General features: G+C 63.3%; 23 protein-coding genes. 15 read left to right on the top strand and 8 right to left on the bottom strand.

Annotation, left to right across the window (positions count from 1 at the left end):
* Positions 1-15 precede the first annotated feature (15 nt).
* The gene (locus tag FJ957_RS08965) at positions 16-1,143 is read right to left on the bottom strand and encodes a hypothetical protein (RefSeq protein WP_140830544.1); all 1,128 of its coding nucleotides are present in this window, start codon (positions 1,141-1,143) and stop codon (positions 16-18) included.
* Between the two features lie 109 nt (positions 1,144-1,252).
* On the opposite strand from FJ957_RS08965, the gene FJ957_RS08960 reads away from it, so the two are divergent.
* The 5 genes from FJ957_RS08960 to FJ957_RS08940 all read left to right on the top strand — a co-directional run bounded on the left by FJ957_RS08960 (position 1,253) and on the right by FJ957_RS08940 (position 6,580).
* Positions 1,253-1,690: a nuclear transport factor 2 family protein gene (locus FJ957_RS08960; protein ID WP_140830542.1), complete on the top strand. Its 438-nt coding sequence runs from the start codon at positions 1,253-1,255 to the stop codon at positions 1,688-1,690.
* Between the two features lie 143 nt (positions 1,691-1,833).
* The gene (glmU, locus tag FJ957_RS08955) at positions 1,834-3,201 is read left to right on the top strand and encodes a bifunctional UDP-N-acetylglucosamine diphosphorylase/glucosamine-1-phosphate N-acetyltransferase GlmU (protein ID WP_140830540.1); all 1,368 of its coding nucleotides are present in this window, start codon (positions 1,834-1,836) and stop codon (positions 3,199-3,201) included.
* A 233-nt stretch (positions 3,202-3,434) separates the two neighbouring features.
* Positions 3,435-5,258 carry a glutamine--fructose-6-phosphate transaminase (isomerizing) gene (gene glmS / locus FJ957_RS08950; RefSeq protein WP_140830539.1) on the top strand — a complete coding sequence of 608 codons (1,824 nt, stop codon included), beginning with the start codon at positions 3,435-3,437 and terminating at the stop codon, positions 5,256-5,258.
* A gap of 182 nt (positions 5,259-5,440) precedes the next feature.
* Positions 5,441-5,740 (top strand): HigA family addiction module antitoxin, encoded by a 300-nt coding sequence (locus FJ957_RS08945; RefSeq protein WP_140830537.1) that lies wholly within the window; start codon positions 5,441-5,443, stop codon positions 5,738-5,740.
* A gap of 84 nt (positions 5,741-5,824) precedes the next feature.
* Positions 5,825-6,580 carry a DUF502 domain-containing protein gene (locus tag FJ957_RS08940; protein ID WP_140830535.1) on the top strand — a complete coding sequence of 252 codons (756 nt, stop codon included), beginning with the start codon at positions 5,825-5,827 and terminating at the stop codon, positions 6,578-6,580.
* Here FJ957_RS08940 and recG read toward each other — a convergent pair.
* Complete coding sequence (gene recG / locus FJ957_RS08935) at positions 6,532-8,640, bottom strand: ATP-dependent DNA helicase RecG (protein ID WP_140830533.1); 2,109 nt, start codon at positions 8,638-8,640, stop codon at positions 6,532-6,534. The two genes, FJ957_RS08940 and recG, sit on opposite strands and share 49 nt — an antisense overlap.
* 93 nt (positions 8,641-8,733) lie before the next feature.
* Between recG and FJ957_RS08930 the strand changes: the two genes are divergently transcribed.
* The 5 genes from FJ957_RS08930 (at position 8,734) to FJ957_RS08910 (ending at position 15,041) form a co-directional block, all read left to right on the top strand.
* Positions 8,734-9,021: a succinate dehydrogenase assembly factor 2 gene (locus FJ957_RS08930; RefSeq protein WP_140830531.1), complete on the top strand. Its 288-nt coding sequence runs from the start codon at positions 8,734-8,736 to the stop codon at positions 9,019-9,021.
* Positions 9,022-9,034: 13 nt separating this feature from the next.
* Positions 9,035-12,532 carry a transcription-repair coupling factor gene (gene mfd, locus FJ957_RS08925; protein WP_140830529.1) on the top strand — a complete coding sequence of 1,166 codons (3,498 nt, stop codon included), beginning with the start codon at positions 9,035-9,037 and terminating at the stop codon, positions 12,530-12,532.
* Between the two features lie 157 nt (positions 12,533-12,689).
* On the top strand, positions 12,690-13,040 hold the full coding sequence (locus tag FJ957_RS08920; protein WP_140830528.1) for an Mpo1-like protein: 351 nt from the start codon (positions 12,690-12,692) through the stop codon (positions 13,038-13,040).
* Between the two features lie 2 nt (positions 13,041-13,042).
* Positions 13,043-13,474 carry a DUF3995 domain-containing protein gene (locus FJ957_RS08915; RefSeq protein ID WP_210243237.1) on the top strand — a complete coding sequence of 144 codons (432 nt, stop codon included), beginning with the start codon at positions 13,043-13,045 and terminating at the stop codon, positions 13,472-13,474.
* Between the two features lie 193 nt (positions 13,475-13,667).
* The gene (locus FJ957_RS08910) at positions 13,668-15,041 is read left to right on the top strand and encodes a 3-deoxy-7-phosphoheptulonate synthase class II (protein ID WP_140830526.1); all 1,374 of its coding nucleotides are present in this window, start codon (positions 13,668-13,670) and stop codon (positions 15,039-15,041) included.
* Between the two features lie 102 nt (positions 15,042-15,143).
* Here the strand turns inward: FJ957_RS08910 and FJ957_RS08905 are convergent, their stop codons facing one another.
* Positions 15,144-16,724 carry a glycosyltransferase family 39 protein gene (locus tag FJ957_RS08905; protein ID WP_140830524.1) on the bottom strand — a complete coding sequence of 527 codons (1,581 nt, stop codon included), beginning with the start codon at positions 16,722-16,724 and terminating at the stop codon, positions 15,144-15,146.
* A 194-nt stretch (positions 16,725-16,918) separates the two neighbouring features.
* Between FJ957_RS08905 and FJ957_RS08900 the strand changes: the two genes are divergently transcribed.
* A complete protein-coding gene (locus FJ957_RS08900; protein WP_140830523.1) occupies positions 16,919-17,623 on the top strand; it encodes a hypothetical protein in 705 nt (234 codons plus the stop codon).
* A gap of 8 nt (positions 17,624-17,631) precedes the next feature.
* Here the strand turns inward: FJ957_RS08900 and FJ957_RS08895 are convergent, their stop codons facing one another.
* The 3 genes from FJ957_RS08895 to FJ957_RS08885 all read right to left on the bottom strand — a co-directional run bounded on the left by FJ957_RS08895 (position 17,632) and on the right by FJ957_RS08885 (position 19,868).
* Entirely contained in the window at positions 17,632-18,396 is a 765-nt protein-coding gene (locus tag FJ957_RS08895; protein WP_140830521.1) for an RES family NAD+ phosphorylase, read from the bottom strand.
* Positions 18,356-18,733 carry an MbcA/ParS/Xre antitoxin family protein gene (locus tag FJ957_RS08890; RefSeq protein ID WP_140646156.1) on the bottom strand — a complete coding sequence of 126 codons (378 nt, stop codon included), beginning with the start codon at positions 18,731-18,733 and terminating at the stop codon, positions 18,356-18,358. The genes FJ957_RS08895 and FJ957_RS08890 overlap by 41 nt, the downstream gene beginning before the upstream one ends.
* 64 nt (positions 18,734-18,797) lie before the next feature.
* On the bottom strand, positions 18,798-19,868 hold the full coding sequence (locus FJ957_RS08885) for a diguanylate cyclase (protein ID WP_140830519.1): 1,071 nt from the start codon (positions 19,866-19,868) through the stop codon (positions 18,798-18,800).
* 322 nt (positions 19,869-20,190) lie between these two features.
* On the opposite strand from FJ957_RS08885, the gene FJ957_RS08880 reads away from it, so the two are divergent.
* Positions 20,191-20,610, top strand: coding sequence for a GFA family protein (locus tag FJ957_RS08880; protein WP_140830518.1), 420 nt, complete (start codon positions 20,191-20,193; stop codon positions 20,608-20,610).
* Between the two features lie 78 nt (positions 20,611-20,688).
* On the top strand, positions 20,689-21,048 hold the full coding sequence (locus tag FJ957_RS08875) for a diacylglycerol kinase (RefSeq protein ID WP_140830516.1): 360 nt from the start codon (positions 20,689-20,691) through the stop codon (positions 21,046-21,048).
* Positions 21,049-21,062: 14 nt separating this feature from the next.
* On the opposite strand, the gene FJ957_RS08870 is transcribed toward FJ957_RS08875, so the two are convergent.
* Together FJ957_RS08870 and FJ957_RS08865 are read right to left on the bottom strand one after the other, a co-directional pair.
* The gene (locus FJ957_RS08870) at positions 21,063-21,662 is read right to left on the bottom strand and encodes a DedA family protein (protein WP_140830514.1); all 600 of its coding nucleotides are present in this window, start codon (positions 21,660-21,662) and stop codon (positions 21,063-21,065) included.
* Positions 21,659-22,222: a DUF1003 domain-containing protein gene (locus FJ957_RS08865; protein WP_140830512.1), complete on the bottom strand. Its 564-nt coding sequence runs from the start codon at positions 22,220-22,222 to the stop codon at positions 21,659-21,661. Before FJ957_RS08865 ends, FJ957_RS08870 begins: the two co-directional genes overlap by 4 nt.
* Positions 22,223-22,312: 90 nt before the next feature.
* On the opposite strand from FJ957_RS08865, the gene FJ957_RS08860 reads away from it, so the two are divergent.
* Both FJ957_RS08860 and FJ957_RS08855 read left to right on the top strand, forming a co-directional pair.
* A complete protein-coding gene (locus tag FJ957_RS08860) occupies positions 22,313-23,026 on the top strand; it encodes a DNA-3-methyladenine glycosylase I (protein WP_140830511.1) in 714 nt (237 codons plus the stop codon).
* Positions 23,027-23,108: 82 nt separating this feature from the next.
* The gene (locus FJ957_RS08855) at positions 23,109-24,788 is read left to right on the top strand and encodes an NAD+ synthase (protein WP_140830509.1); all 1,680 of its coding nucleotides are present in this window, start codon (positions 23,109-23,111) and stop codon (positions 24,786-24,788) included.
* Positions 24,789-24,794 lie beyond the last annotated feature (6 nt).

Here is a 24,794-nt window from a genome sequence, read left to right as displayed (position 1 = left end):
CCGTTTTGTGAGTCGTCAGAAATGAGGCTCGACACGCTGGAACACGCAAATGGCCTTGAACCCGTCAGCAAGCGGCCGGACGAGGACAGCGGTGGGGCGCTGGTCCCTGTTGGAAGGTTGGGCCAGCAAGTAAAGCCGTCCATCGATCCGCTGCGTATCGAAGTGCACGTAGCGCCGGCTTACATTTGGGTAGAGGCGGGGGAGTTGGCCTGATATAACGCTCCATCCCGAGGGCAATTCGTCCGAAAACGTGTCGCCGTCGTCGAGCATACTCTCTTTCAGGACCGTCGACGGATCAGCTGCGAGCGGCGCCAATAGCATGACATCGCCGTCGAAATAATGATTGGTTCCGCTCCAGCGCACAAGCTTGCGACGCACGCCGGGCGAGACCTCGATCGTCGCCACCTTGATGTTGAGATTTTGCTGCGCGGTGTCCATGGGAAAGACGTTGGCGTTGTCGTTAGTGGAGGTGCTGACGTTCTCAAACCCTTCCTGTCGAAGACGCAGGAATTTTCGACAAAGACGCGGCTCAGTCGTTCCATGCGCCAGCAATATGGTGCCAATTGGTGGCCGGCGACCCGGCGGCGCATATTCGACGCGATCGATCTTGTACCGGTTCAGTTGGAAAGGCTCGTCCAGGCAGACAATGGGTCCCTTGTCCGGCGCCTCGTCTCCGACGACATGGCAATAGCTAAGCCGATCCGGCCTGATCACCATCCCGATCAGCCAGCGCTTTTGGTCCGTCGCGTAGCCAGGCTTCCACTCTTTGCGCGAAAAAATCTTTCGCTTCGCAATCCAAAGGCTGAAGAAGGCTGGCGGATCGGCGCCGCCCTGACCATACCCAAAAGCCTGGTCTTGCCCATCACGGAGGCGGATCGTCCAGCCATTGACCATGGTGCAATTCGATCGACCCGTGGCAGGCGTCGCCGATAATCCCTGATCGACGCTGGTGGGCAGTCGGCGATACCCGACCGGATCTTCGTCCATCGTCAGCGTAAAGCGGATCAGCGCGACGTTACGGCCCGGTTGGCAAACAACCTCGGCATGCGGAGTAGTGTAGTCGGCCCGAGCCGGGCCCGGACAGATCGATATCAAAATGAAAAATATAAACACGGCGAAAGCTTCGAAGCTGTGGCTCGACATTTGAAGCCTTTCTTTCAGTGCACGCCGGCGCCATGATACCCCAGATCGGAACGATGCCGAAAAACTGACGTTACCGAATCGCAAGCACAACATCGATAGCGAGGCTATAATGGTAGCCAAGGCGGACGTGCAAAAGTTCTTCAAGACCTACGAGAAGGTCTACAACGACGCGATCGCCGGCAATGTCGACATGGACGATTTTGGAGCGATGTATTCGACCGGATTTGTCTCGGTCACCCCGGCCGGCGTCATGGTCGGCGAGAACGGCAAGAAATTTCAAGATACGATGAGGAAGGGTTTTGAAGCCTATCGGGCGATGGGCAGCAAGACGATGACCTGCAAGGATGTCTCGGTAACAGCCATCGATCAGGGCCGTTGCGTGGCCAAGGTAGAATGGTCGGGCGAATACGAACGCAAGGACAAAAGGCTCGTGACCATCGATTTCGAAGTCGATTATCTCGTCGAAAGGCGCGAAGGCAGCCTGAAGGTGTTTGGCTGGATCGCCGGCGACGAGCAGGCGGAATTCAAGAAGCACGGGCTGTTGTAAGCCCTGTCCGTCGGATTTGGTCGTGGACCCGCTGATTAGGAGTCAGCTGCTCCGCCGTCTCACCGGAATTTAACCGCATTGGTGCAGCATCGCCCGGCTGCTAGCATGCGTTGATCCAAGTCCTTCAAAATGGTCACCCCTACATGAGCCAGAGATCCTGCCTGTCCGTCATCCTCGCCGCCGGCGAGGGCACGCGCATGAAAAGCGCCACGCCCAAGGTGCTGCACGCCATTGCCGGCCTGCCGATGGTGGCGCACGTCGTGAAGGCCGCCGAGGCTGCCGGTGCAACCGGCCTGGCGCTGGTGATCGGCCACGGCGCCGACGAGATGCGCAAGGCGGCACAGAAATTCGCGCCGAAGGCTGACACTTTCGTGCAAGAGAAGCGGCTCGGCACCGCGCATGCCGTTCTTGCCGCTCGCGAAGCGATATCAAAGGGTTATGACGATATTCTGGTGATGTTCGGCGACACGCCGCTGATCGATGCGAGGGCGCTGGCAGCTGCGCGGCAGAAGCTGGCGGAGGGTGCCGCCGTCGCCGTCATCGGCTTTCGTCCGCCAAGCCCGACCGGCTACGGCCGTTTGATTGAAAAGGGCGGCAAGCTCGTCGCCATCCGCGAGGAGAAGGACTGTTCCGAGGCGGAAAAGAAGATCGGCTTCTGCAATGCCGGCATGATGGCGGTGGCGGGCAAGCATACGCTGCGGCTGCTCGACAAGGTCGGCAACAAGAACGCCAAGGGCGAGTTCTACCTCACCGACATCGTCGAGATCGCCAGCGCGGAAGGCCTCGATGTGGTGGCGACGGAAGCCAGCTTCGAAAGCGCGCTAGGCATCAACAACCGGGCCGAGCTTGCCGAGGCGGAATCGATCTGGCAGGCGCGCCGGCGGCGCGAGGCCATGCTTTCCGGCGTTACGCTGATCGCGCCCGAAACTGTCTATTTCTCGCACGATACCGAAATCGGCGCCGACACGATCGTCGAGCCGAATGTCTGGTTCGGCCCGGGCGTCAGGATCGCGTCGGGCGCCAAGATCCATGCCTTCAGCCATATCGAGGGCGCGACCATCGCCTCGAACTGCGATGTCGGGCCGTTTGCGCGGCTCAGGCCCGGCGCCGATCTTCGAAACAAGGCAAAGGTCGGTAATTTCTGCGAGGTCAAGCAGGCGACGATCGAGGAGGGCGCCAAGGTCAACCACCTGACCTATATCGGCGACGCGCGCGTGGGTGCCGCGGCCAATATCGGCGCGGGCACCATCACCTGCAATTATGACGGCTACTCGAAATTCTTCACCGACATCGGCGAGGGGGCCTTTGTCGGCTCGAATTCCTCGCTGGTGGCGCCTGTCACGATCGGCAAGGGCGGCTATATCGCCTCTGGCAGCGTGATCACCGAGAGCGTGCCGGACGACGCGCTGGCCTTCGGCCGCGCCCGCCAGAAGACGATCCCCGGCAAGGGCAAGGAGCTGCGCGAGCGCTTCGCCTCGGCCGCCGCGGCGAGGAAGAAGGCGGCGGAATGATTTTCAGCGCTTCCTTGCGGAGGCGTTGCAACTCGGTCAGATATGAACGAGTGGAAACCAGGGCCCTGAAAACCCGAGCGGTTCAGGCAACCGGATTGCAAGCGCAGTCTGGCATTGTGCCCTGGCAAAAAACCGTTCCGCTGACACGGAACGAAACGCAAAGTGACTTTCGCGGCAAACCGGCAGTCCCTAGATAACGCCGGGTTTTCCGCTCGGAATCGGGGGCAATCGCCATGTGCGGTATCGTTGGAATCGTCGGCCGAAGCCAAGTCGCGCCGCTCATCGTCGATGCGCTGAAGCGGCTTGAATATCGCGGCTACGACTCGGCTGGTGTCGCCACCATCGAGAACGGCGAGCTCGGCCGCCGCCGCGCCGAAGGCAAACTCATCAACCTCGAACGCCGATTGAAGGACGAACCGCTCGACGGCACGATCGGCATCGGCCACACGCGCTGGGCAACGCATGGCGTCCCCAACGAGACCAACGCGCATCCGCATTTTTCCAACGGCGTCGCCATCGTGCACAACGGCATCATCGAGAATTTCGCCGAGCTGCGCGACGAACTCACTCGCGACGGCTACAGCTTCGCCTCGCAGACCGACACGGAGGTCGTCGCGCATCTGGTGGCGCGCGAGCTCGCCAAGGGGCTGAAGCCGGTGGAAGCCGCGTATGCGGCGCTGAAGCGGCTCTCCGGCGCTTTCGCGCTGGCGATCATGTTCAAGGGCGACGAGGACCTGATCGTCGGCGCCCGCAATGGTCCGCCTCTGGCCGTCGGCCATGGCGATGGCGAGATGTTTTTGGGCTCGGACGCGATCGCGCTGGCGCCCTTCACCAACTCGATCACCTATCTCGAAGACGGCGACTGGGCGGTGGTGCGCCGTGAAGGCGTTGCGATCTACGACATCGACGGCAACAAGGTCGACCGCAAGCGCCAGCAGTCGCTCTCGACCAGCTTCATGGTCGACAAGGGTAACCGCCGCCATTTCATGGAAAAGGAAATTCATGAGCAGCCGGAGGTCATCTCGCATACGCTGGCGCATTACGTCGATTTCGTCTCCGGCGTCTCCAAGCCGCTCGACCTGCCCTTCGATTTCGCCAGGATCGGCCGGCTGGCGATCTCGGCCTGCGGTACCGCCTATCTCGCCGGGCTGATCAGCAAATACTGGTTCGAGCGTTATGCGCGGCTGCCGGTCGACATCGACGTCGCCTCGGAGTTCCGCTACCGCGAGATGCCGCTTTCGGCCAACGACGCGGCCTTCTTCATCTCGCAATCGGGCGAGACGGCCGACACGCTGGCCTCGCTGCGCTATTGCCGTCGGGCCGGCATGAAGATCGGCGCCGTGGTCAATGTGCGCGAATCGACCATGGCGCGTGAATCCGACGTCGTGCTGCCGACGCTTGCCGGGCCGGAAATCGGTGTCGCCTCGACCAAGGCTTTCACCTGTCAGCTATCCGTGTTGGCTGCGCTGGCGGTCCGCGCGGGCGTGGCGCGCGGCACGATCTCGCGCGACGAGGAGAAGCGCCTTGTGCGCGAGCTTTCCGAGGCACCGCGCTTCGCCACCCAGGTGCTGAAGCTCGACGAGCAGATCGAACGCATCTCGCGCGAGCTCTCGCGCTACAAGGACGTGCTCTATCTCGGCCGCGACACCAATTTCCCGCTGGCGATGGAAGGAGCGCTGAAGCTCAAGGAGATTTCCTACATCCACGCCGAAGGCTATGCCGGCGGCGAGCTGAAGCACGGGCCGATCGCGCTGATCGACGAGAACATGCCGGTAATCGTCATCGCCCCGCATGACCGCATCTTCGAAAAGACGGTCTCGAACATGCAGGAAGTGGCGGCGCGGGGCGGCAAGATCATCCTGATCACCGACAAAAAGGGCGCGGCGCAGGCGGGCATCAAGACGATGGAGACGATCATCCTGCCCGATGTGCCGGAGATCATCTCGCCGATCATCTATGCGCTGCCGATCCAGATGCTGGCCTATTTCACCGCCGTCTTCATGGGCACCGACGTCGACCAGCCGCGCAATCTGGCGAAGTCGGTGACGGTGGAGTAGGTTTCGCGACCGTTGCAAGTTGCGGATGACGCCAACGGCCCCGAAGGAAAGGATGTTTCGGCTAATCGCGAACGGAAGCAGCTTCCGTTTGGAACATAAAGAGCTGTGATCTTGGCTCTGTATCATAGCATGGTACATGTCGCGAGGAGGGCCGCCCGGCTAACCTTTGAGGACACTGGGTTATGCTCAAGTTTGCTCGTCCCATCCACCCCGGAGAATTCCTGCGCGAGGAGTATATGGTGCCGCTCGGGATGAGTGCCGGCGTGCTTGCGAAGAAGCTTAATCTTCCGCGCACCCGGATCGAGAGCGTCGTCAAGGAGGAGGTCGGTCTTACTCCGGATACGGCGCTTCGCCTCGCCAGGTCCTTCAACACCACGCCCGAGTTCTGGATGAACTTCCAGAAGGCCTACGAGTTGGAGATCGAAGCGAGCAAAATAGCATCGGAACTCGAGAAGATCGTGCCGCTGGATACAGCGGCATGACCAGCGCTCTTTAAAAACTTCGCAGTTCCAAAGCGGCTCGCGGTTCACTAATCTCAGCGTTGCAACCTGCGCCGCGGTGAACCCATGTCCGACGCCCTGAAGACCTCTGGCATGACCCGGCTGAGGAACTATTTCCTGACCGGCTTCGTGGTCTGCGCGCCGCTGGCGATCACGGCCTACATCGCCTGGTCGCTCATCGGCTGGGTCGATTCCTGGGTGAAGCCCTACATTCCGGTCCGCTACAATCCCGACACCTATCTGCCGTTCCCGGTTCCGGGCTTCGGGTTGATCGTGGCGCTTGTGCTGATCACGCTGATTGGTTTCCTGACGGCGAATATCGTCGGCCGCGCTATCGTCAATTTCGGCGAACGGCTGCTTGGCCGCATGCCGCTGGTGCGCGGCATCTATGGCTCGCTGAAGCAGATATTCGAGACGGTGCTGTCGAACAAGGGCGACATGTTCCGTCAGGTCGGGCTGGTCGAATATCCGCGCAAGGGCGTGTGGTCGCTGGTCTTCGTCGCCAGCGAGAAGGAAACCGAGATCAACCAGAAGCTCGACCAGGAAGGCGATCCGCTGATCGCGGTGTTCATGCCTTGCACGCCCAATCCGACCACCGGCTTCCTGATGTATGTGCACAAATCGGAGATCGTGCCGCTCGACATGTCGATCGAGGACGGCGCCAAGCTGATCGTCTCGGCCGGCATGGTGGCGCCGGAGGTCAAGGCCAAGCTGGTGACGCTGAACGGCGAACCGGTCGAAGGCGGCCTTGCCAATCCGGCGATTGGCGCCGCTCAACCGGCGCGCAGCAGCCGCACCGCTTCGTCGCGGCCGAACAGGTAAAGCAGCAAGCGCAGCGCCTCGCCGCGTTCGGATTGCAGTTCCGGGTCGCGCGACAGGATCAGCCGCGCGTCGTCTCGTGCCGCTTCCAGCAGGTCCGCATGGAATTCGATTCGCGCCACCTGGAAGCCGGGCGTGCCGGACTGCCTCGTGCCCAGCAATTCGCCTTCGCCGCGCAGTTTCAGGTCTTCCTCGGCGATCTTGAAGCCGTCCTCGGTCTCGCGCATCACCGAAAGCCGGCGTTTGGCCGTCTCGCCGAGCGGCTCTTTGTAGAGCAGCACGCAGGAGGACGGCTTGTCGCCGCGCCCGACGCGGCCGCGCAACTGGTGCAGCTGGGCAAGACCGAAGCGTTCGGCATGCTCGATGACCATGATGGTCGCGTCGGGCACGTCGACGCCGACCTCGATGACGGTGGTGGCGATCAGGATGCGCGTTTCGCCCTGCTTGAAGGCGCGCATCGCCTCGTCTTTCTCCGCACCCTTCATGCGGCCGTGCACCAGTCCGATCCGGTCGCCGAACAACGGTTTCAGCGAAGCGAAACGGTCCTCCGCCGACATCAGCTTGATCTCTTCCGATTCCTCGACCAGCGGACAAATCCAATAGATCTTCTGGCCTTCGGCGACCGCATCGCGCATGCGTCCGACCAGTTCGTCCAGCCGCTCCATCGGCAAGGTCACGGTGCGGATCGGCTGCCGGCCGGCCGGCTTCTCGGTCAGCTTCGAGACGTCCATGTCGCCGAAGGCGGTCAACACGAGCGTGCGCGGGATGGGTGTGGCCGTCATCACCAGCATGTCGGGCGCGTCGCCCTTGGCGGTGATGGCGAGGCGCTGGTGGACGCCGAAGCGGTGCTGCTCGTCGACGACGGCCAGGACGAGGTCATGGAACGTCACGCTTTCCTGGAACAGCGCATGCGTGCCGACGATGATGTCGACCGCGCCGCTGGCGAGGCCCTCCAGCGTTTCAGTGCGCTCGCGGCCTTTCTCGCGACCGGTCAGGATGGCGATGTGCAGGCCGACTTTCTCCGCCAGCGGCGCGATGGTCGCCAGATGCTGGCGCGCCAGGATTTCGGTCGGCGCCATCAGCGCCGCCTGGCCGCCGGCCTCGACCGCGCGCGCCATGGCAAGCAGCGCCACCACCGTCTTGCCTGAGCCGACATCGCCCTGCAGCAGGCGCAGCATGCGTTCGGGATCGGCAAGATCTGCATTGATTTCGCCAAGCGCGAATTCCTGGCTGGGTGTGAGCTTGTAGGGCAGGGCCGCGCGCAGTTTCTCGACGATGCTGCCGTCGCCGACCAGCGGCCGTCCTGACAGGCGTCGCACCTTTGCCCGCACCAGCGCGAGCGACACCTGACCGGCCAGCAATTCGTCATAGGCAAGGCGCCGCCAGGCCGAGCCTTCGACGGCGACGTCGATCGGATCCGCCGGATGGTGGACACGGGCGAGCGAATCGCCAAAGGCGCGGAAGGTCTGGCGCCGCATGAAGGCGTCGTCCTGCCATTCCGGCAATTCCGGCAGGCGGCCGAGCGCCTGGCCGATCGCCCGGCGAAGCACCTTGGCCGACAGCCCGGCGGTCAGCGGATAGACAGGCTCGACCAAGGGCAGGCCGTCGGCCTCGCTGGCCAAAGCGATATGATCTGGATGGACCATGGTCGGGCGGCCGTTGAACCACTCCATACGGCCGGACACGACGACATGCTCACCGACCGGCATTGCCTTTTCGAGATAGGCGGCATGGGCATGGAAGAAGGTCAACGCGACCTCGCCGGTATCGTCATGGGCGTAGACCCGGTAGGGCACCGACCTGTTGCCGCGCGGCGGCGGCTGGTGGCGGTCGACCCGCACTTCGAGCGTGACGATCTGGCCCTCGGCCGAAAGCGCGATGCCGGGCCGGTTGCGGCGGTCGATCACCGTGTTGGGCAGAACGAACAGAAGGTCGGCCGCGCGCGCTGCGCGGTCGCCGAGATCAGCCGGCACCACACGCTCGATCAGCAAGCCGACTTTCGGGCCTACGCCGGCAAGCGAGGTGATCGGAACGAACAGGGGATCGAGGATGGTGGGACGCATCCTGTCAGCTTATGTCGCGACGGCGGCAGCGCAAAGGCTGACACCGCCCTCTATCCACGCTATATGCGCCGCTTCGAACAGGGATGCGGCGACATGACCGGAACACAGCGATCAAGCGAGGGGCTGGACGCCCGCCGCCGCAAGCTCCTGTTCCGCTCCTGGCATCGCGGCATGCGCGAGATGGACCTGATCCTCGGTTCCTTCGCCGACGCCGAGATCGGCGCCTTGACCGGCGATGAAATCGACCAATATGAGAGGCTTCTCGAAATCCCCGACACCGAATTCCTGCCGATGGTCACCGGCGAACGCCCGGTTCCGCCGGGTATCGACTGCGCGGTTCTGCGGAAGATCCTGGCGTCGCGCCGGACCATGACATTTTGAAAAACGCATATTCATGAGCCTCATTCCTTCCATTGGCCTGCCCAAGGGTCGCGCCGGTCAGTTCATCGTCGACGGCGTCGCCGACGGCTACGAAGCCTTCGCCCTGGTGCAGACGGCGCAGGAGATCGCGCCCGACAAGCCGGTGCTGTTCGTCGCGCGCGACGGCCAGCGGCTGCCGGCGATCATCGAGGCGCTCGCCTTTGCCGCACCCGGCCTGCCGGTGCTGGAACTGCCGGCCTGGGACTGCCTGCCTTACGATCGCGTCTCGCCCGGCGCCGATGCCGCGGCGCGACGGCTCGACGCGCTTTCGGCCATGATCGCGCTGGCCAGGAAACCGCATCGCGCGGTGATCCTCACCACCGCCAATGCGCTGTTGCAGCGCATCCCGCCGGCCGAGCTGATCCAAGCGCAGACTTTCCATGCCAAGCCGGGCAACCAGATCGACATGAACGCGCTGATCGCGCGGCTGGAGATCTCCGGCTTCGAGCGCGTGCCGACGGTGCGCGGCCTTGGCGAATTCGCGGTGCGCGGCGGCATTCTCGACCTTTTCGCGCCGGGCTGGAGCGAGGCGCTGCGCCTCGATTTCTTCGGCGACACGCTGGAATCGATCCGCGTCTTCGACGTGGCGACGCAGCGCACCACCGGCCAGCGCAAGTCGATGTCGCTGCAGGCGATGAGCGAGGTGGCGCTGACGCCCGAAACGATCAGCCGCTTCCGCCGCTCCTATATCGAAGCCTTTGGCGCGCCCTCGCGCGACGACGCGCTCTATGCGGCGGTCAGCGAAGGCCGACGCTTCGCCGGCATGGAGCATTGGCTGCCCTTCTTCTACGAGCGGCTGGAGACGGTGTTCGACTATCTGCCGGATGCGCCTGTCGTCTTCGACCATCTGGCGCATGAGGCGCTGGCCGAGCGCCACACACTGATCCTCGACCACTATGAGGCGCGCCGCAAGCAAGCCGACAGCGCGCTGAAGGACGCCGTGCCCTACAAGCCGGTGGCGCCGGACCTGCTCTATCTGTCGCCGGAGAATCTCAAAGCCTCGCTCGGTCCGCGTGAGGACATCGATTTCACGGTCTTCGACGCGCCGGATGTCGGGAGCAAAAAAGTGTTCCATGGCGGCTCGCGGCAAGGCCGCAGCTTTGCCGAGGAGCGCGCCGACCCGAACATCAATGTCTTCGACGTCGTCGTAAAACACATTGCCGACGAGCGCGCCGCGCGCCGCCGCGTCATCGTCGCCGGATGGACGGAAGGTTCGCTCGACCGTCTCGGCCAGATCCTCGCCGAACATCACCTCGGCAACCTGAAGCCAGTCGCAACGCTTGCCGACGTTGAAAAACTGGAACCGGGGCAGGCTGGTCTTGCCGTGCTGCCGCTCGAATCCGGCTTCGAGACCGACGATATGGTCGTCGTTGCCGAGCAGGATATCCTTGGCGACAGGCTGATCCGGCGTTCGAAGCGCAAGAAGAAGGCTTCCGATTTCATCGCCGAGGCCTCGTCGCTGTCGGCGGGCGACATCGTCGTCCATGCCGATCATGGCATCGGCCGCTTCATCGGCTTGCGCACCATCGAAGCGGTCGGTGCGCCGCATGATTGCCTGGAAATCCACTATGCCGGGGATGACCGGCTGTTCCTGCCGGTCGAGAACATCGAGCTTTTGTCGCGCTATGGTTCCGATTCGGCCGAAGCGACGCTCGACAAGCTGGGTGGCGGCGCCTGGCAGGCGCGCAAGGCGCGGCTGAAGCGGCGCCTGCTCGATATGGCCGGGCAATTGATCCGCATCGCCGCCGAGCGGCAGATGCGTGCAGCGCCCGCTATGATCCCGGCCGAAGGGCTTTATGGCGAGTTCGCGGCGCGCTTTCCTTATGAGGAAACCGACGACCAGCAGACGGCGATCGATTCCGTCATGGATGATCTCGGCGCCGGCAAGCCGATGGATCGGCTGGTCTGCGGCGACGTCGGCTTCGGCAAGACGGAAGTGGCGCTGCGCGCCGCCTTCATCGCGGCCATGGAAGGGTTCCAGGTCGCGGTCGTGGTGCCAACGACGCTGTTGTCGCGGCAGCACTTCAAGACCTTCTCGCAGCGCTTTTCGGGCCTGCCGATCCGCATCGCGCAGGCGTCGCGTCTGGTGGGCTCAAAAGAATTGGCGGAAACCAAGAAGGGCATTGCCGAGGGCACGGTCGACATCGTCGTCGGCACGCATGCGCTGCTTGGGTCTTCGATCTCGTTCAAGCGTCTCGGCCTGCTGATCATCGACGAGGAGCAGCACTTTGGCGTCAAGCACAAGGAGCGGCTGAAGGACCTCAAGTCCGACGTGCATGTGCTGACGCTGTCGGCGACGCCGATCCCGCGCACGCTGCAACTGGCGCTGACCGGCGTGCGCGAACTTTCGCTGATCGCCACGCCGCCGGTCGACCGCATGGCGGTGCGCACGTTCATCTCACCCTTCGATCCGCTGGTCATCCGCGAGACGCTGTTGCGCGAGCGCTATCGCGGCGGCCATTCCTTCTATGTCGTGCCGCGGATCAGCGACCTTTCGGAAATCCATGATTTCCTGAAGGAATCCGTGCCGGAGCTGAAGGTGGCGGTGGCGCATGGCCAGATGCCGCCGGGCGAGCTCGACGACATCATGAACGCCTTTTACGACGGCCAGTACGACGTGCTTCTGTCGACCACCATCGTCGAATCCGGGCTCGATATCCCGACCGCCAACACGCTGATCGTCCATCGCGCCGACATGTTCGGCCTGGCGCAGCTCTACCAGCTGCGCGGCCGCGTCGGCCGTTCCAAGGTACGCGCCTACGCGCTGTTCACGCTGCCGGCCAACCGCAAGCTCACCGATACGGCCGAGCGCCGGCTGAAGGTGCTGCAGTCGCTCGACACGCTGGGCGCCGGTTTCCAGCTCGCCAGCCACGACCTCGACATCCGCGGCGCCGGCAATCTTCTGGGCGAAGAGCAGTCGGGGCACATCAAGGAAGTCGGTTTCGAGCTCTACCAGCAGATGCTGGAAGAGGCGGTGGCCGAGGTGAAGGATACCGGCGAGGCGCAGGACGGCGGCTGGTCGCCGCAGATCGCGGTCGGCACCGCGGTGATGATCCCGGAAAGCTACGTGCCGGACCTGCAGCTCCGCATGGCGCTCTACCGGCGCCTCGGCGATCTCGAAACCACGGAGGAGATCGACGGCTTCGGCGCCGAGCTGATCGACCGGTTCGGGCCACTGCCGGAAGAGGTGACGCATCTGTTGAAGATCGTCTTCATCAAGGCGCTCTGCCGCAAAGCCAATGTCGAGAAGCTCGATGCCGGCCCCAAGGGCGTCGTCATCCATTTCCGCAAGCGCGAGTTCCCCAATCCGGTCGGGCTGGTCAAGTTCATCGGCGAGCAGGGCTCGCTGGCCAAGATCCGCGCCGACCATAGCGTCGTCTTCATGCGCGACTGGCCGAATGCCGAAAAACGCCTGGCGGGATCGGCGGTGGTGATGACGCAACTGGCCCGGCTCGTCGACAAGGCCGCATAGGCACGTGAGCGAGGCCTGCGGGCCTGTTGCAGGGGCAGGCGTACCCTCGCAAGGAAATAGTAACCCACCCGAAAGATCGCGCGCACTTGCGGGGCATGCGACGATTATGACCATTGCGGTGTTTGTACTTGAGAGGTTCAATAGGCCAATCTAATCATTGCTGCAGGGGCTGCTTGTGAACCCGCAAACTTTCGATGAATACTGGCTCGGTTACCTTGCCGGCCATTCAAAACCTTCAACCCGCTTTATCCATTACCTCGGCCTCTTCTTTGCGCCGATCGCCGGCGTCGCGGCATCCTTCCTCGTGACGTGGTGGGCCTTTCTGGTCATCATTCCCGTCTTCTACCTTGCGGCGTTGTTCACCCATCCCCTGCTTGAGCACAACAGCAACAAACCTTTCGCGGAACGGCCTTTGTGGAGCGCCATTGCGCTGCTTCGCATGCTCGCGCTCGATTTGACGGGCGGTCTTGGCCGCCAGCTCAGCCGTCTGAAGGACGCCGGCAGATAGGCATGGAAATGGCGGTTGTCGCTGCCTGTTCGGCCGTGCTGATGCTTGGCGCCGGATTCCATGTCTACTGGGCCTTCGGCGGCCGCATCGGCGCCGGCGTTTCGCTGCCTCAACACGAGGACGGCAGCCCGGCGGTGAAGGAGACGGCCGTCGGCGCCCTGGCGATCGGTCTGGTCCTGGCGCTGGTCCTGCTCCTCCTTCTTGGTTTCGCCGGCCTGATCCGCCTGCCGCTGCCGCACTGGCTGCTGAAGACGGCCGTTATGCTGTGGGCGGCCATATTCACCCTGCGGGCGTTGAGTTGGTCGCGATATTTCGGGTTATTCAAGCGGGTCAGGAACACGCGTTTCGCCAGATATGACAGCCTGCTTTACAGCCCATCTTGCTTGTTGTTGGGGCTGGGCTTGTTCCTGCTCGCGCTGGCGGACACCGCATAGCGAGGCGGCCGAAGCATTCGCCACCACTGAAAAACCCGGCTAGAATAGCCAGTCGGCTTCGTGTAAGGAGCCGCGACCTCGTATCGAGGCTGGAATGGCGGGCACGCGTGTTCGCCGGTTTGTTTTGACGCAATTCCGACGGAAATTTCACACTTTTCCCGGGGTTGCTCCGAAAGGGCGTTTGGGTGCAGCGATGACGAAATGGTCGCCGAATTCGTGGAGAGCAAAGCCGATCAAGCAGGTCCCGGCCTATCCGGATCCTGCCGCGCTCAAGGCCACCGAGGCCCAGCTTGCGACCTTCCCGCCGCTGGTTTTTGCCGGCGAGGCGCGCAAGCTGAAGAAGCAGCTGGCGGCGGTGGCCGCCGGCGAAGCCTTCCTGCTCCAGGGCGGGGACTGCGCCGAGAGCTTCGCCGAGCATGGCGCCGACAACATCCGCGACTTCTTCCGCGTCTTCCTGCAGATGTCGGTGGTGCTCACCTTCGCCGGCGCGCAGCCGGTGGTGAAGGTCGGCCGCGTCGCCGGCCAGTTCGCCAAGCCGCGCTCGTCCGATAACGAGACCAAGGCCGGCGTGACGCTGCCGAGCTATCGCGGCGACATCATCAACGGCATCGAGTTCGACGCAAAGTCGCGCATCCCGGATCCTGCGCGGCAGGAGATGGCCTACCGTCAGTCGGCCGCGACGCTCAACCTTCTGCGCGCCTTCGCGCAAGGCGGCTATGCCAGCCTGGAGAATGTGCATCGCTGGATGCTGGGCTTCGTCGCCGACAGCCCGCAGGGCGAGAAATACGGTGCGCTCGCCAACCGCATCACCGAGACGATGGAGTTCATGCGCGCGGTCGGCATCACCTCGGAAACCAATTTCGCGCTGCGCGAGACCGATTTCTACACCAGCCACGAGGCGCTGCTGCTCGGCTATGAGGAGGCGCTGACGCGCGTCGATTCGACCTCCGGCGACTGGTACGCGACCTCGGGCCATATGATCTGGATCGGCGACCGCACCCGCCAGCCGGATCACGCGCATATCGAATATTGCCGCGGCATCAAGAATCCGCTCGGCCTGAAATGCGGCCCGTCGCTGACGCCGGACGGTCTCATGGAACTCATCGACCTGCTCAATCCCGAGAACGAGCCGGGCCGCCTGACGCTGATCGCGCGCTTCGGCTCGGACAAGGTCGCCGAGCACCTGCCGAAGCTGGTTCGGGCGGTCAAGAAGGAAGGCCGCAACGTCGTGTGGTCGTCCGATCCGATGCACGGCAATACGATCGAGGCGGCGGGCTACAAGACGCGGCCGTTCGACCGCATCCTCAAGGAAGTGCAGACCTTTTTCGAGGTGCACCGCGCCGAAGGCACGCATCCGGGCGGCATCCATGTGGAGATGACCGGCAAGAACGTCACCGAATGCACCGGCGGCGCCCGCGCCATCACGGCGGAAGACCTGCAGGACCGCTACCACACCCATTGCGACCCGCGCCTCAACGCCGATCAGGCGATCGAGCTCGCCTTCCTCGTCTCGGACCTGCTCAAGAAGAGCCACCCGGTGCAGCACAAACAGGCCGCCATCGCCTGAACAGGACCTGATGCCGGATTATTATCGGAGGCGCTGGCGCGAAAGCCGGCGCCTTTTCAATTTGGGCAGGTAGGTTTCAGGCGCCGGCTATTCGGGGTCGGCTCATTCCGGATCGGGCGGTCCGGGAGGATTGCCCGGGAAGCTGGTTCTACCGGGCGGAATGACGGCAAAGTTGATCTCCAGGGGCGGTCCCTTGAGCGACCAGTTGAATGCCACCGTCTTGACCGGCAGACCGGCGGTCCAGGCCTCCTGTTGCGGAGAAAGTTTCCAGCCGCGCGGCCATACAAGCAGCATGCCCTGATCTCGCAGCCGCTGGTCCGTGATCCAGGGGGCGAGGCGCCTGTCGAGGGTCGTGAAGATCGAAGGCTGGTCCGGGGCTTCCAGTCCGGCAAGCCTGGCCGTGCCGTCGTCACCTCCGACGATGCCCAGCGGCGCGGATACCGCCTCGTGCCAGATTGCATCGGCCGTCAGCGAAATCGACCGCGCCGGCCAGCACATTGGCTGCAGGCGGCCGAGTATGTTGCAACTGGTCCAGCGGGTCGCCGCATAGGCGCTCGACACGCCGACCACGCATAGCAGCGCCAGCACCGCCAGCCGGCGCAATTCCGTTGGTCCCAGCCGCCGGCCCAGAAGCGCCATCGCCAGGACACCGATGAGATTGTACATCGTCGCGCCCCAGGCTTCGCCGGTGCCGGTAAACAGCGATGCGGCCATGATCAGGAGCGCCGGCCCCAGACCCATCCATGCCAGGTAGACAACCGCGCGCCGCTCGGGAGCAGGGTAGGCCAGCAAGGGGTCTTGCACGGGCCTGGGCTGTCGTCGCAACAGGCCGGAAATAGCCAGAACGACGGGAACAGCGGCAAGCCCGGCAAGCTGAACGCCGATATAGTAGAGCCGGGCGCGGTTGGCGATGACCCAGGCGTTACGATGCTCGGCATAGGTCAGCGGCAGGAAATCGAGGCGGACGAGTTCCACCGCCAACGGCGCCACGACGCCAAGAAAAACCGCGAGGCCGAGCCATGGCCATGGCGTGGCGAGCCGGCTTCGGGCACGGGTGTCGCACAAAATCCAGATGCCGCCGAAGGCCAGCAGCAGAGCCGTCGAGAACTTGGCATAGAGCCCAACGCCGGCAACGAGACCGAGGAAGAGCCACCAGCCCGGCCGCCCATCGCGCGCCGCGCGCCATAGCAGCCAAGAGGTCGCAGCCCAGAAAGGCATCTGCGCGTAGTCATGGTTGAATTGCGGGGTGGGCCAGCCGAAGAAATAGATCGCGGGCATCAGCAGCACGGCGGCGAGCGCGCGGGTCGGGCCCATCATGTCGCGCGCGAGCAGATAGACCAGGACGAAAGTCGTCGCGACCATCAGCTGCGACAGCATGTATTGCGGCCAGCGGAACGAGCCGGTCAGGAGATGGCTGATCTCGAGCAGCCAGCACGGGAGCTGCGGGTGCTTGTAGGTCAACAGCACCCATTCGCGACCCCACAGGAAACCTTCGACGACGTCGCGCGGCGGTCCAACATTGACGATCGCCGGCATCACGGTCCAGCAGGCGATCTGGATCAGGCACAAAAGCGCCAGCAAACGCCATGGATGCCGGACCAGGCTGTTCCACATCGAAGACAGGTTGCCTTCAGCCGCGGCCGCGACAGGCCAGACATGCACGGATTCGCTGGTTCTCGACATGCGGGCCTAAAATCACACCGGTGGATTGCTGAACAGTCCGATAGCAAAAGCTTACGAAAATGTATGCTGCCGCAACATTGTAAAGCCAAGATTGCTATGGAACCCGTCGCCGGCGCTTCGGGCAGGAACCGCCGGCCGATCATTGCCGGAGCCGGCCCAGGGGGCGCCGCCGTTCCAGCAATACAGGTGCCTCCATGCGCCACCAGCATGCCGTCATTCATTATCGCGGGCTCGATTTCTGGTCGGCGCGCGCCGCGGTTCTCGTCATCATCTGCCTGCAGCTTCTGGTCATCAACAACCTGTCCTTCGGTCCGCGCTGGCTGGCCCCGACGGTGGAAGCGGCGCTGCTGGTGCCCCTGTCGATCGCAACGGCCTGGACGCAAATGGCGACGCGCAAGGCAGTCGATCACGAGCATTGGTACGCGATCGGCCAATTGCGCCTCTATATCCGCCGCACGGCATTGGTGATGACCGGCGTCATCAGCATCATGAATTGCGGGTCGCTGGTTTACCTGGTGCGGGCGCTGCTGGAGGGGCATGCCGGCGCCGGCACGACGCTGCTCGTCGATGCGCTCAACATCTGGGTCACCAATGTGATTGTGTTCGCGCTCTGGTTCTGGAGCACCGATCGCGGCGGTCCGCCGACCTGCGGCCTGGTCAAGCGCGCGCAGGCGGATTTCCTGTTCCCGCAAATGACGCTGCCCGATCGCGAGATCCAGGGCTGGCTGCCGGGCTTCGTCGACTATGTCTTCCTGGCCTTCACCAATGCCACGGCGTTCTCGCCGACCGACACCTTGCCGCTCACGCAGCGCGCGAAGCTGCTGATGATGGCCGAAGCGATGATCTCGCTCTTGACGATCGCGCTTGTGGCGGCGCGGGCGGTCAACATCCTGGCCTAGCAGGAACTTCAGTGGCGCTCCCAGCGCATGACGGCCAGTCGCGGATCGGCAAAGGCGGTGCGCGAGAATTCGAGCCGCTTGTCCGGAAATTCACAGATCGCCTGGATGCCGAACGAGCCAATACGGATGCGCCAGGTCTGCGGCTCCAGCGGCTTCGGCCTGGCAAACCCCTTGCATGTCAACAGCGCGATGTTGGCGCCCTTGGGATCGCGCACCGAGCGATAGCGGATCGCCTGCATTTCGGCTTCGCGGGCGACATCGGCGATCGCCTGGCAGGCGGTGTAATCGGTGGGCTGGGTCCAGGCCTTCTCGTCGCGATCGAGCGGCGGCCGTGCCAGGTCGATCGCGCGATCGCATTTTATCGCGGCGGCGAAGGCGGTGTATTCCGCGGCGTCGTTCGGCCATGGCGTCGCTGGCGATTCCGCGAAGAACAGCAAGCGGTAGAAGGCCATTTCCGCCACCGCCGTCAGCACCGTCTCGGCGGCATAGTAGACGCCTTTGGTCTTGCCGGCGCGGCGGAAGCGCGAGCCGTACGGGTAGACGGAGCCATAGCGAAAAGGCGTCGCCAGCAGGTAATGGAGATGGCGGCATTCCATCGGGATCTGCGGCTTGGTGTCCTCGATGAGGTCCTCCAGCAGCGCCTGCTCGTCGAGCGTGTCGACGAGCTTGAGGGTCGAGACACGGTGCTGCGCCTCGACCATCCGCCAGTACTTGCCTTCGAGCTTGACGGCCTCAGACGAGAGCGCGCCGGGAGTCCAGGTAGGCAATGACATCGACAAGTCCGGCAATCGTCAGGATTTTCTCGAGCGGCGTGCCGTCGAGCGTGGTGTTGGGGCTCTTCAGCCACGCCCGGGCGACGGTCTCGTCGCCGCCGACGATGGCGTCAAGCGAGCGGAACAGGCGAACGAACAGCACCGCCAGCTCGAACGGCTTGGTACCGCGTTCAAGCAGGAATTCCTGCCGGCGCATGCGCGAGACCGTCGCTTCCGACACGCCGATGACCAAAGCGAGCGTCCTGGCGGTGATGTCGAGCAGGTCGGCCGCGCGCAGCGTGGCCTTGGTGATGACGGCGTTTTCGGCCGCCGTCGCGGCCGCGACTGGACGTTGCATGAGCGCACCCTTTTCATTTCTGTGGAAAATATAGTCCACAAAAATTCGTCTGGAAAGGGGCGTGTCAGTCTTTCTTGTAAAGCAGCCAGCCCTTGGCGGGGCGGCCCGCCGTCGTCGAATGCCTGGTGACCCGGTTGCGGCCGCCGACCTTGGAGCGGTAAAGTGCCCGGTCCGCCTTGGTGTAGAGGTCTTCGGGGTTTTCCGCCTCCGAAGCCATGCAGATACCCAGCGATACGGTAACGGTGCCGTAGTTGATGCCGCTCTGGCTGCTGGCGAACAGGGTCTGCTCGATCAGCGCGCGGATGCGCTCGGCGATCTCGTAGGTGGCTTCCTCGCTGGCGCCCTCGACGATAAGCGCGAATTCCTCGCCGCCGGTGCGCGCGACAAATATGTCGGAACGCACGCTGGACTGGAAGATCTCGGCGATGATCTGCAGGATCCTGTCGCCGACCGGGTGGCCATAGCGATCATTTATGTCCTTGAAATGGTCTATATCGGCAAGGATCAATGCGTTGAACAGGATGCCGCGATTGCTGTTGTAGATCCGGGTGATCTCCTTGTCGAAGGCGCGGCGGTTCCACAGCTGCGTGAGCGGGTCGGTGTCGGCGAGCCGCTTGTATTCCTCGAGCTTCGACTTGACGCTTTCAAGCTCGGCCGTCTTTTCGCTGAGCGTGCTGGCGATCTGGCGGCCGTGGTCGATCGTCGAGCTGGTGGCGGCCGACATCGCGCCGGCGATCTTTTGCAGGAACTCTTGCGAGAGCAAGCTGCGATTGCTTAGGCCGCTCGAGGTCTCGTCGAGGATGCGGCCGTACTTCTCGATATGCGAGTGCTCGCTGCGCAACAGCGTGGCAATATCCTCAAGCTCCTTGGCCACCATCTCGCGGGCGTGCTCGACGATGGCGGGGCCGTGATGCTGCGGGAAGAAAGTCCGCCCGATGCGATCGAGATCCTCCTGCGTCGGACGGTTGCTCAACGAGACGACGGCAAGACTGAGTTCGTGATTGCTGCCGCTCAGCGCCTCGTAGAAGATTTCATAGTTGCGCGGCAGGCCGAGCACGCCGAGCTGTCGCATCGTCCCCACGACGGTGCTGGCGATGTCGGTATTCCTGTCGATCGGAACGGCTGCCGGCTGCATGTTGTGTTCACTTCCCCTTCAGTGCGACCGGAGACCTGCCACCGCCGGGAGTCGCTTACGCGGGGATTTGAATCAGAATTGCGGTTGCGATAGCGCGTCCCCAACACGACCATTGCTTGTGGGAAGCATAAATGCGGTCCCGCTAAAGTTTCCTTAATAGCCGGCATTTCCTCATTGTCTTTGCTACCACAGGGTGCAAAGCGGGTGCAGGCGCGGCTTCTGAAACGCGTCGCTCCGGTGTCGCATTTGCCGGTGCCCAGCCATTTCAAAACTGAAATTCTATCCCGCAAGAACGGGACAGATGATGTCGACGGAGACCGGAATGGAAGACAACCATAGCGGATCGTGCCTGTGCGGGGCGGTGCGTTTCAGGACGAGCGGGCCGTTGCGCGGCGTCGTCTATTGCCACTGCTCGCAGTGCCGCAAGCAGAGCGGGCATTTCTACGCGGCGACCAATGTTCCAGATGCCAATATCGCGATTACCGGCGCGGAAAACCTCACCTGGTACGAAGCCTCCGATTTTGCCAAGCGCGGCTTTTGCAAGACATGTGGATCGGCGCTGTTCTGGAAGCCAAGGGACAACGCGTATGTGTCGGTTCTGGCCGGGTCTTTCGACGAACCGACGAGCCTACAGGGCGACTGCCACATCTTCGTCAGCGACAAGGGGGACTATTATTCGATCGAGGATGGGTTGCCGCAGTTCGAGAAATCGACGCCGTCGATAAAGATCGCGGACGGATGAATTTTGCGGCGGCTGCCTTATTCCCTTGATCCCGCCATTGCGATATCCCCCTGCCGGTGACTCGAAACGGGGCTGGGCATGCAGCGGCTGATCGACGCTTTCATCAATTCGGTGCGGGCTTTCCGCAAGCTTGCTGCACATGAGAAGGCATTCCAGCAGGAGCTGTTGCTGCTTGCGCTCGCCTTGCCGGCAGGCTGGTTCATCTCGGTCTCCTGGCGCGGCTATGCCCTGCTCATCGGCGCCGTGCTGCTCCTGATCATGATCGAAGTGCTCAACACCGGCATCGAGGCGGCCTGCGACGCGATCTCGCGCGAGTTCCACATCGACATCCAGCTTGCCAAGGATTGCGGCTCGCTGGCGGTGCTGATTTCGATCGTGCTCGCCGGCGGCGTCTGGGGCATCGCTCTCATCGAACGCCTTGTCGGCGCGCCGATCTGATCCTCGCGGATTGATCACGATCCCGCCCGGTCTTCCCTGGCGCGTTCGCGCTTCGCGAAGTGATGGGCTACCAACCAGGCGACCACGGCGATAACGATGCCGACGCCCAGGGCGATGACCAGGCGCTCATGGCGAGCAAACGCCTGGCCCACGATTTCCTCCGCGCCGAGGCCGAAGACATAGCCTATGCCGCTGAACAGGGCCGCCCAGGCCGCGGACGAGATGGCATTCAGGATGACAAAACGCGGCATCGACACGGTCGACAGGCCGGCAGCGATGCCGCCGACCAGGCGCATGCCGTAGATATAGCGGTTGGTCAGCACGAAAATGTTGGGATGGGTGTTGAGCAGGCGGTAGGCGCGGCTGAAGCCCGGACGCCTGCGCAACAGTCTCACATAGCGATGTTCGGCGAAGCTGCGCCCCATGATGAAGAAGAAGGTGTCGCCGGCGAAGGCGCCGACAAAGGCGGCGAGGAAAGTCTGCCACAACACGAAAACATGCTGATGAGCGAAGAAACCGCCGAGGATGGCGGCGCTTTCGCCTTCGGCCAGGCAACCCAGGAAGACCGCGATCAGCCCGTATTGCTCGATGAGGTGGTGGATGGTCTCGCTCATTCTGTTGCGGGCCGCGGGGACAGTTTTTCGTCGATGCGCCTGATCTGCTCGGCCATGCGCAGGATTTCGTCACGCATGCCGACGATCTCGCTATGGCGCAGTTCGTCGAGCTTTTCATGCAGGGCCATGATCTCGATCTCGGCCTTCAGATTGACCTCGTAGTCATGGGCCGCGTCGATGCGGTCGCGCTCGGTCTGGCGGTTCTGCGACATCATGATCACCGGCGCCTGGATCGCCGCCAGCATCGACAGAACAAGGTTGAGGAAGATGAAAGGGTAGGGGTCGAAGGCGTCGCGCGTGAGCAGCCAGGCATTGCCGGCAGTCCAGACAACAAGAAAGGCCAGGAAGCTCAGGATGAAGGACCAGGAGCCGCCGATCCTGGCAATGGTGTCGGCAATATGGTCGCCATAGGTCTCGTGGAAGGCCACGGCCTTGTTGGTGTTGCGCGTGATGGTGGTGCGCTCGAGGGTCGACTGGAGCACGCGGCTCTCGAGCGGACCGAAACCGTCCGGCTTTCGCTTGAGCAGGCGGTTCGCCATATCTTCGACGATCTTGTTCATTTGTCCTCTCCTTCGCAGGGCGTCGATAGAGGTAGAGGCTGCCGGGCCGGACGTGAAGTGATAGATTGCGGCGAACAGGCGAGGACAACGATGCTCGAATTCCAGAAAATCCATGCGCGGGCGGCAAAGCGCAAGGGCGGGGAGGCCGTGTTGGCGCGGTTGCTCGGCCCGGCGCCTGACAACACTGCGGTGGCGAAAATCCCTGACGACCGCATTCTCTCCACCATGGCCGAGCGCATTTTCGCCGCCGGCTTCGTGTGGCGCGTCATCGAACAGAAATGGCCGGGTTTCGAAGAAGCGTTCCTTGGCTTCGAGCCGAAGCGGCTGTTGTTCCAGCCGGACGACTTCTGGCACGAACTGTCGTCCGACAGCCGCATCGTGCGCAATCCGCAGAAGATCAAATCGGTGCGCGACAATGCCGCTTTCGTCGATCGCGTCTCGAAGGAGAATGGCAGCTTCGGCAAATTCATCGCCTCCTGGCCGGCGGACGATCAGGTCGGCCTGACCGCTTATCTGGCCAAGCATGGCAGCCGGCTCGGCGGCAACACCGGACAGTATTTTCTGCGCTGGATGGAATGGGACACATTTGTCGTCTCCACCGACATGGCGGCGGCCTTGCGCGATGCCGGCCTCGATATCGCCGAAAATCCGACCTCGAAGCGGGATCTCGACAAGATCCAGGCACAGATCAACCGATGGTCGGCCGAGACCGGCCTGCCGCGCCGCCACATCTCGCGCATCCTGGCGATGTCGATCGGTGAGAACCGGTCGGCAGAGGCGTTGCGCGAGTACATGGGCGATTAGTCAGGATACGATCTGCGATCGATCCCAAGTGGCACAAGCAATCGCCATTGCGGGGCGATTTCAGCCACGCTAAATCCGTTCCATGACCAAGACCGCTCCCGATATCCTGCGCATCGCCGTCGCCCAGCTCAACCCGACCGTCGGCGACGTCGCCGGCAACCTCGCCAAAGCGCGCGAGGCGAGGGCGGACGCGGCGCGCCAGGGCGCCGATCTGGTGCTCTACACCGAGCTCTTCCTCGCCGGTTATCCGCCGGAAGACTTGGTGCTGAAGCCTTCCTTCCTGAAGGCTTGCGAGAAGGCGGCCGAGGATTTCGCCAAGGACACGGCCGACGGCGGCCCCGGCGTCATCATCGGCACGCCGCTGAAGCGCAAGACCGGCACGCATAATTCCATCGTCTTCGCCGACGGCGGCAAGATCATCGCCGAGCGCTACAAGCTCGATCTGCCGAATTATGGCGAGTTCGACGAGAAGCGCGTGTTCCAGGCCGGACCGGAGCTGCAGGGGCCGGTCAATTTCCGCGGCGTGCGCATCGGCGTTCCGATCTGCGAGGACATCTGGGGCGACGTCGCCGTCTGCGAGACGCTGGCCGAGAGCGGCGCCGAGATCCTGATGGTGCCGAACGGCTCGCCCTATTACCGCGCCAAGATCGACGTCCGCCATCAGGTCGTGATCCGCCAAGTCATCGAAACCGGCTTGCCGATGATCTACGCCAACCAACTCGGCGGGCAGGACGAGCTGATCTTCGACGGCGCGTCGTTTGCTATAGGTTCCGACAAGACGCTCGCCTTCCAGATGAGCCAGTTCGAGGACGCGGTCGACGTCACCACCTGGAAGAGAAAGGGAGACACCTGGGTCTGCTCGGAAGGCCCGATGTCGAAGATCCCCGAGCGCGAAGAGGCCGATTATCGCGCCTGCATGCTCGGCCTGCGCGACTACGTCAACAAGAACGGCTTCAAGAACGTGGTGCTCGGCCTTTCCGGCGGCATCGACTCCGCGATCTGTGCGGCTTTGGCCGTCGATGCGCTGGGCGAAGAGCGGTTGCGCACCGTCATGATGCCCTATCGCTACACGTCGAAGGATTCGCTGAAGGACGCCGAAGACTGCGCCAGGGCGCTGGGCTGCCGCTACGACATCGTGCCGATCTCCGAGCCGGTCGAAGGTTTCAAGCATGCGCTGACCCAGCTCTTCGAAGGCACCCAGGAAGGCATCACCGAGGAGAACCTGCAGAGCCGCGCGCGCGGCACGATCCTGATGGCGATCTCCAACAAGTTCGGCTCGATGGTGGTCACCACCGGCAACAAGAGCGAGATGTCGGTCGGCTACGCCACGCTTTACGGCGACATGAATGGCGGCTTCAACCCGATCAAGGATCTCTACAAGATGCAGGTCTATGCGCTGTCGCGCTGGCGCAATTCGCATGTGCCGCCGGGCGCGCTCGGACCCTCCGGCGAGGTGATCCCGAACAACATCATCGACAAGGCGCCGTCGGCGGAGCTGCGCGAAAACCAGACCGACCAGGATTCGCTGCCGCCCTATCCGGTGCTGGACGACATTCTCGAATGCCTGGTGGAGAACGAGATGAGCGTCGACGACATCGTCGCGCGCGGCCACGACCGGGCCACGGTGGCACGCGTCGAGCACCTGCTCTATATCGCCGAATACAAGCGCCGCCAGGCGGCGCCCGGCGTCAAGATCACACGGAAGAATTTCGGCCGCGACCGCCGTTATCCGATCACCAACCGGTTCCGGGACCGCGGCTAATCCGCG

Source organism: Mesorhizobium sp. B2-4-6, assembly GCF_006442775.1.
Lineage (GTDB): Bacteria > Pseudomonadota > Alphaproteobacteria > Rhizobiales > Rhizobiaceae > Mesorhizobium.
Note: the sequence above shows the minus strand (reverse complement) of the source record. Positions and strands in the feature narration are given on the sequence as shown.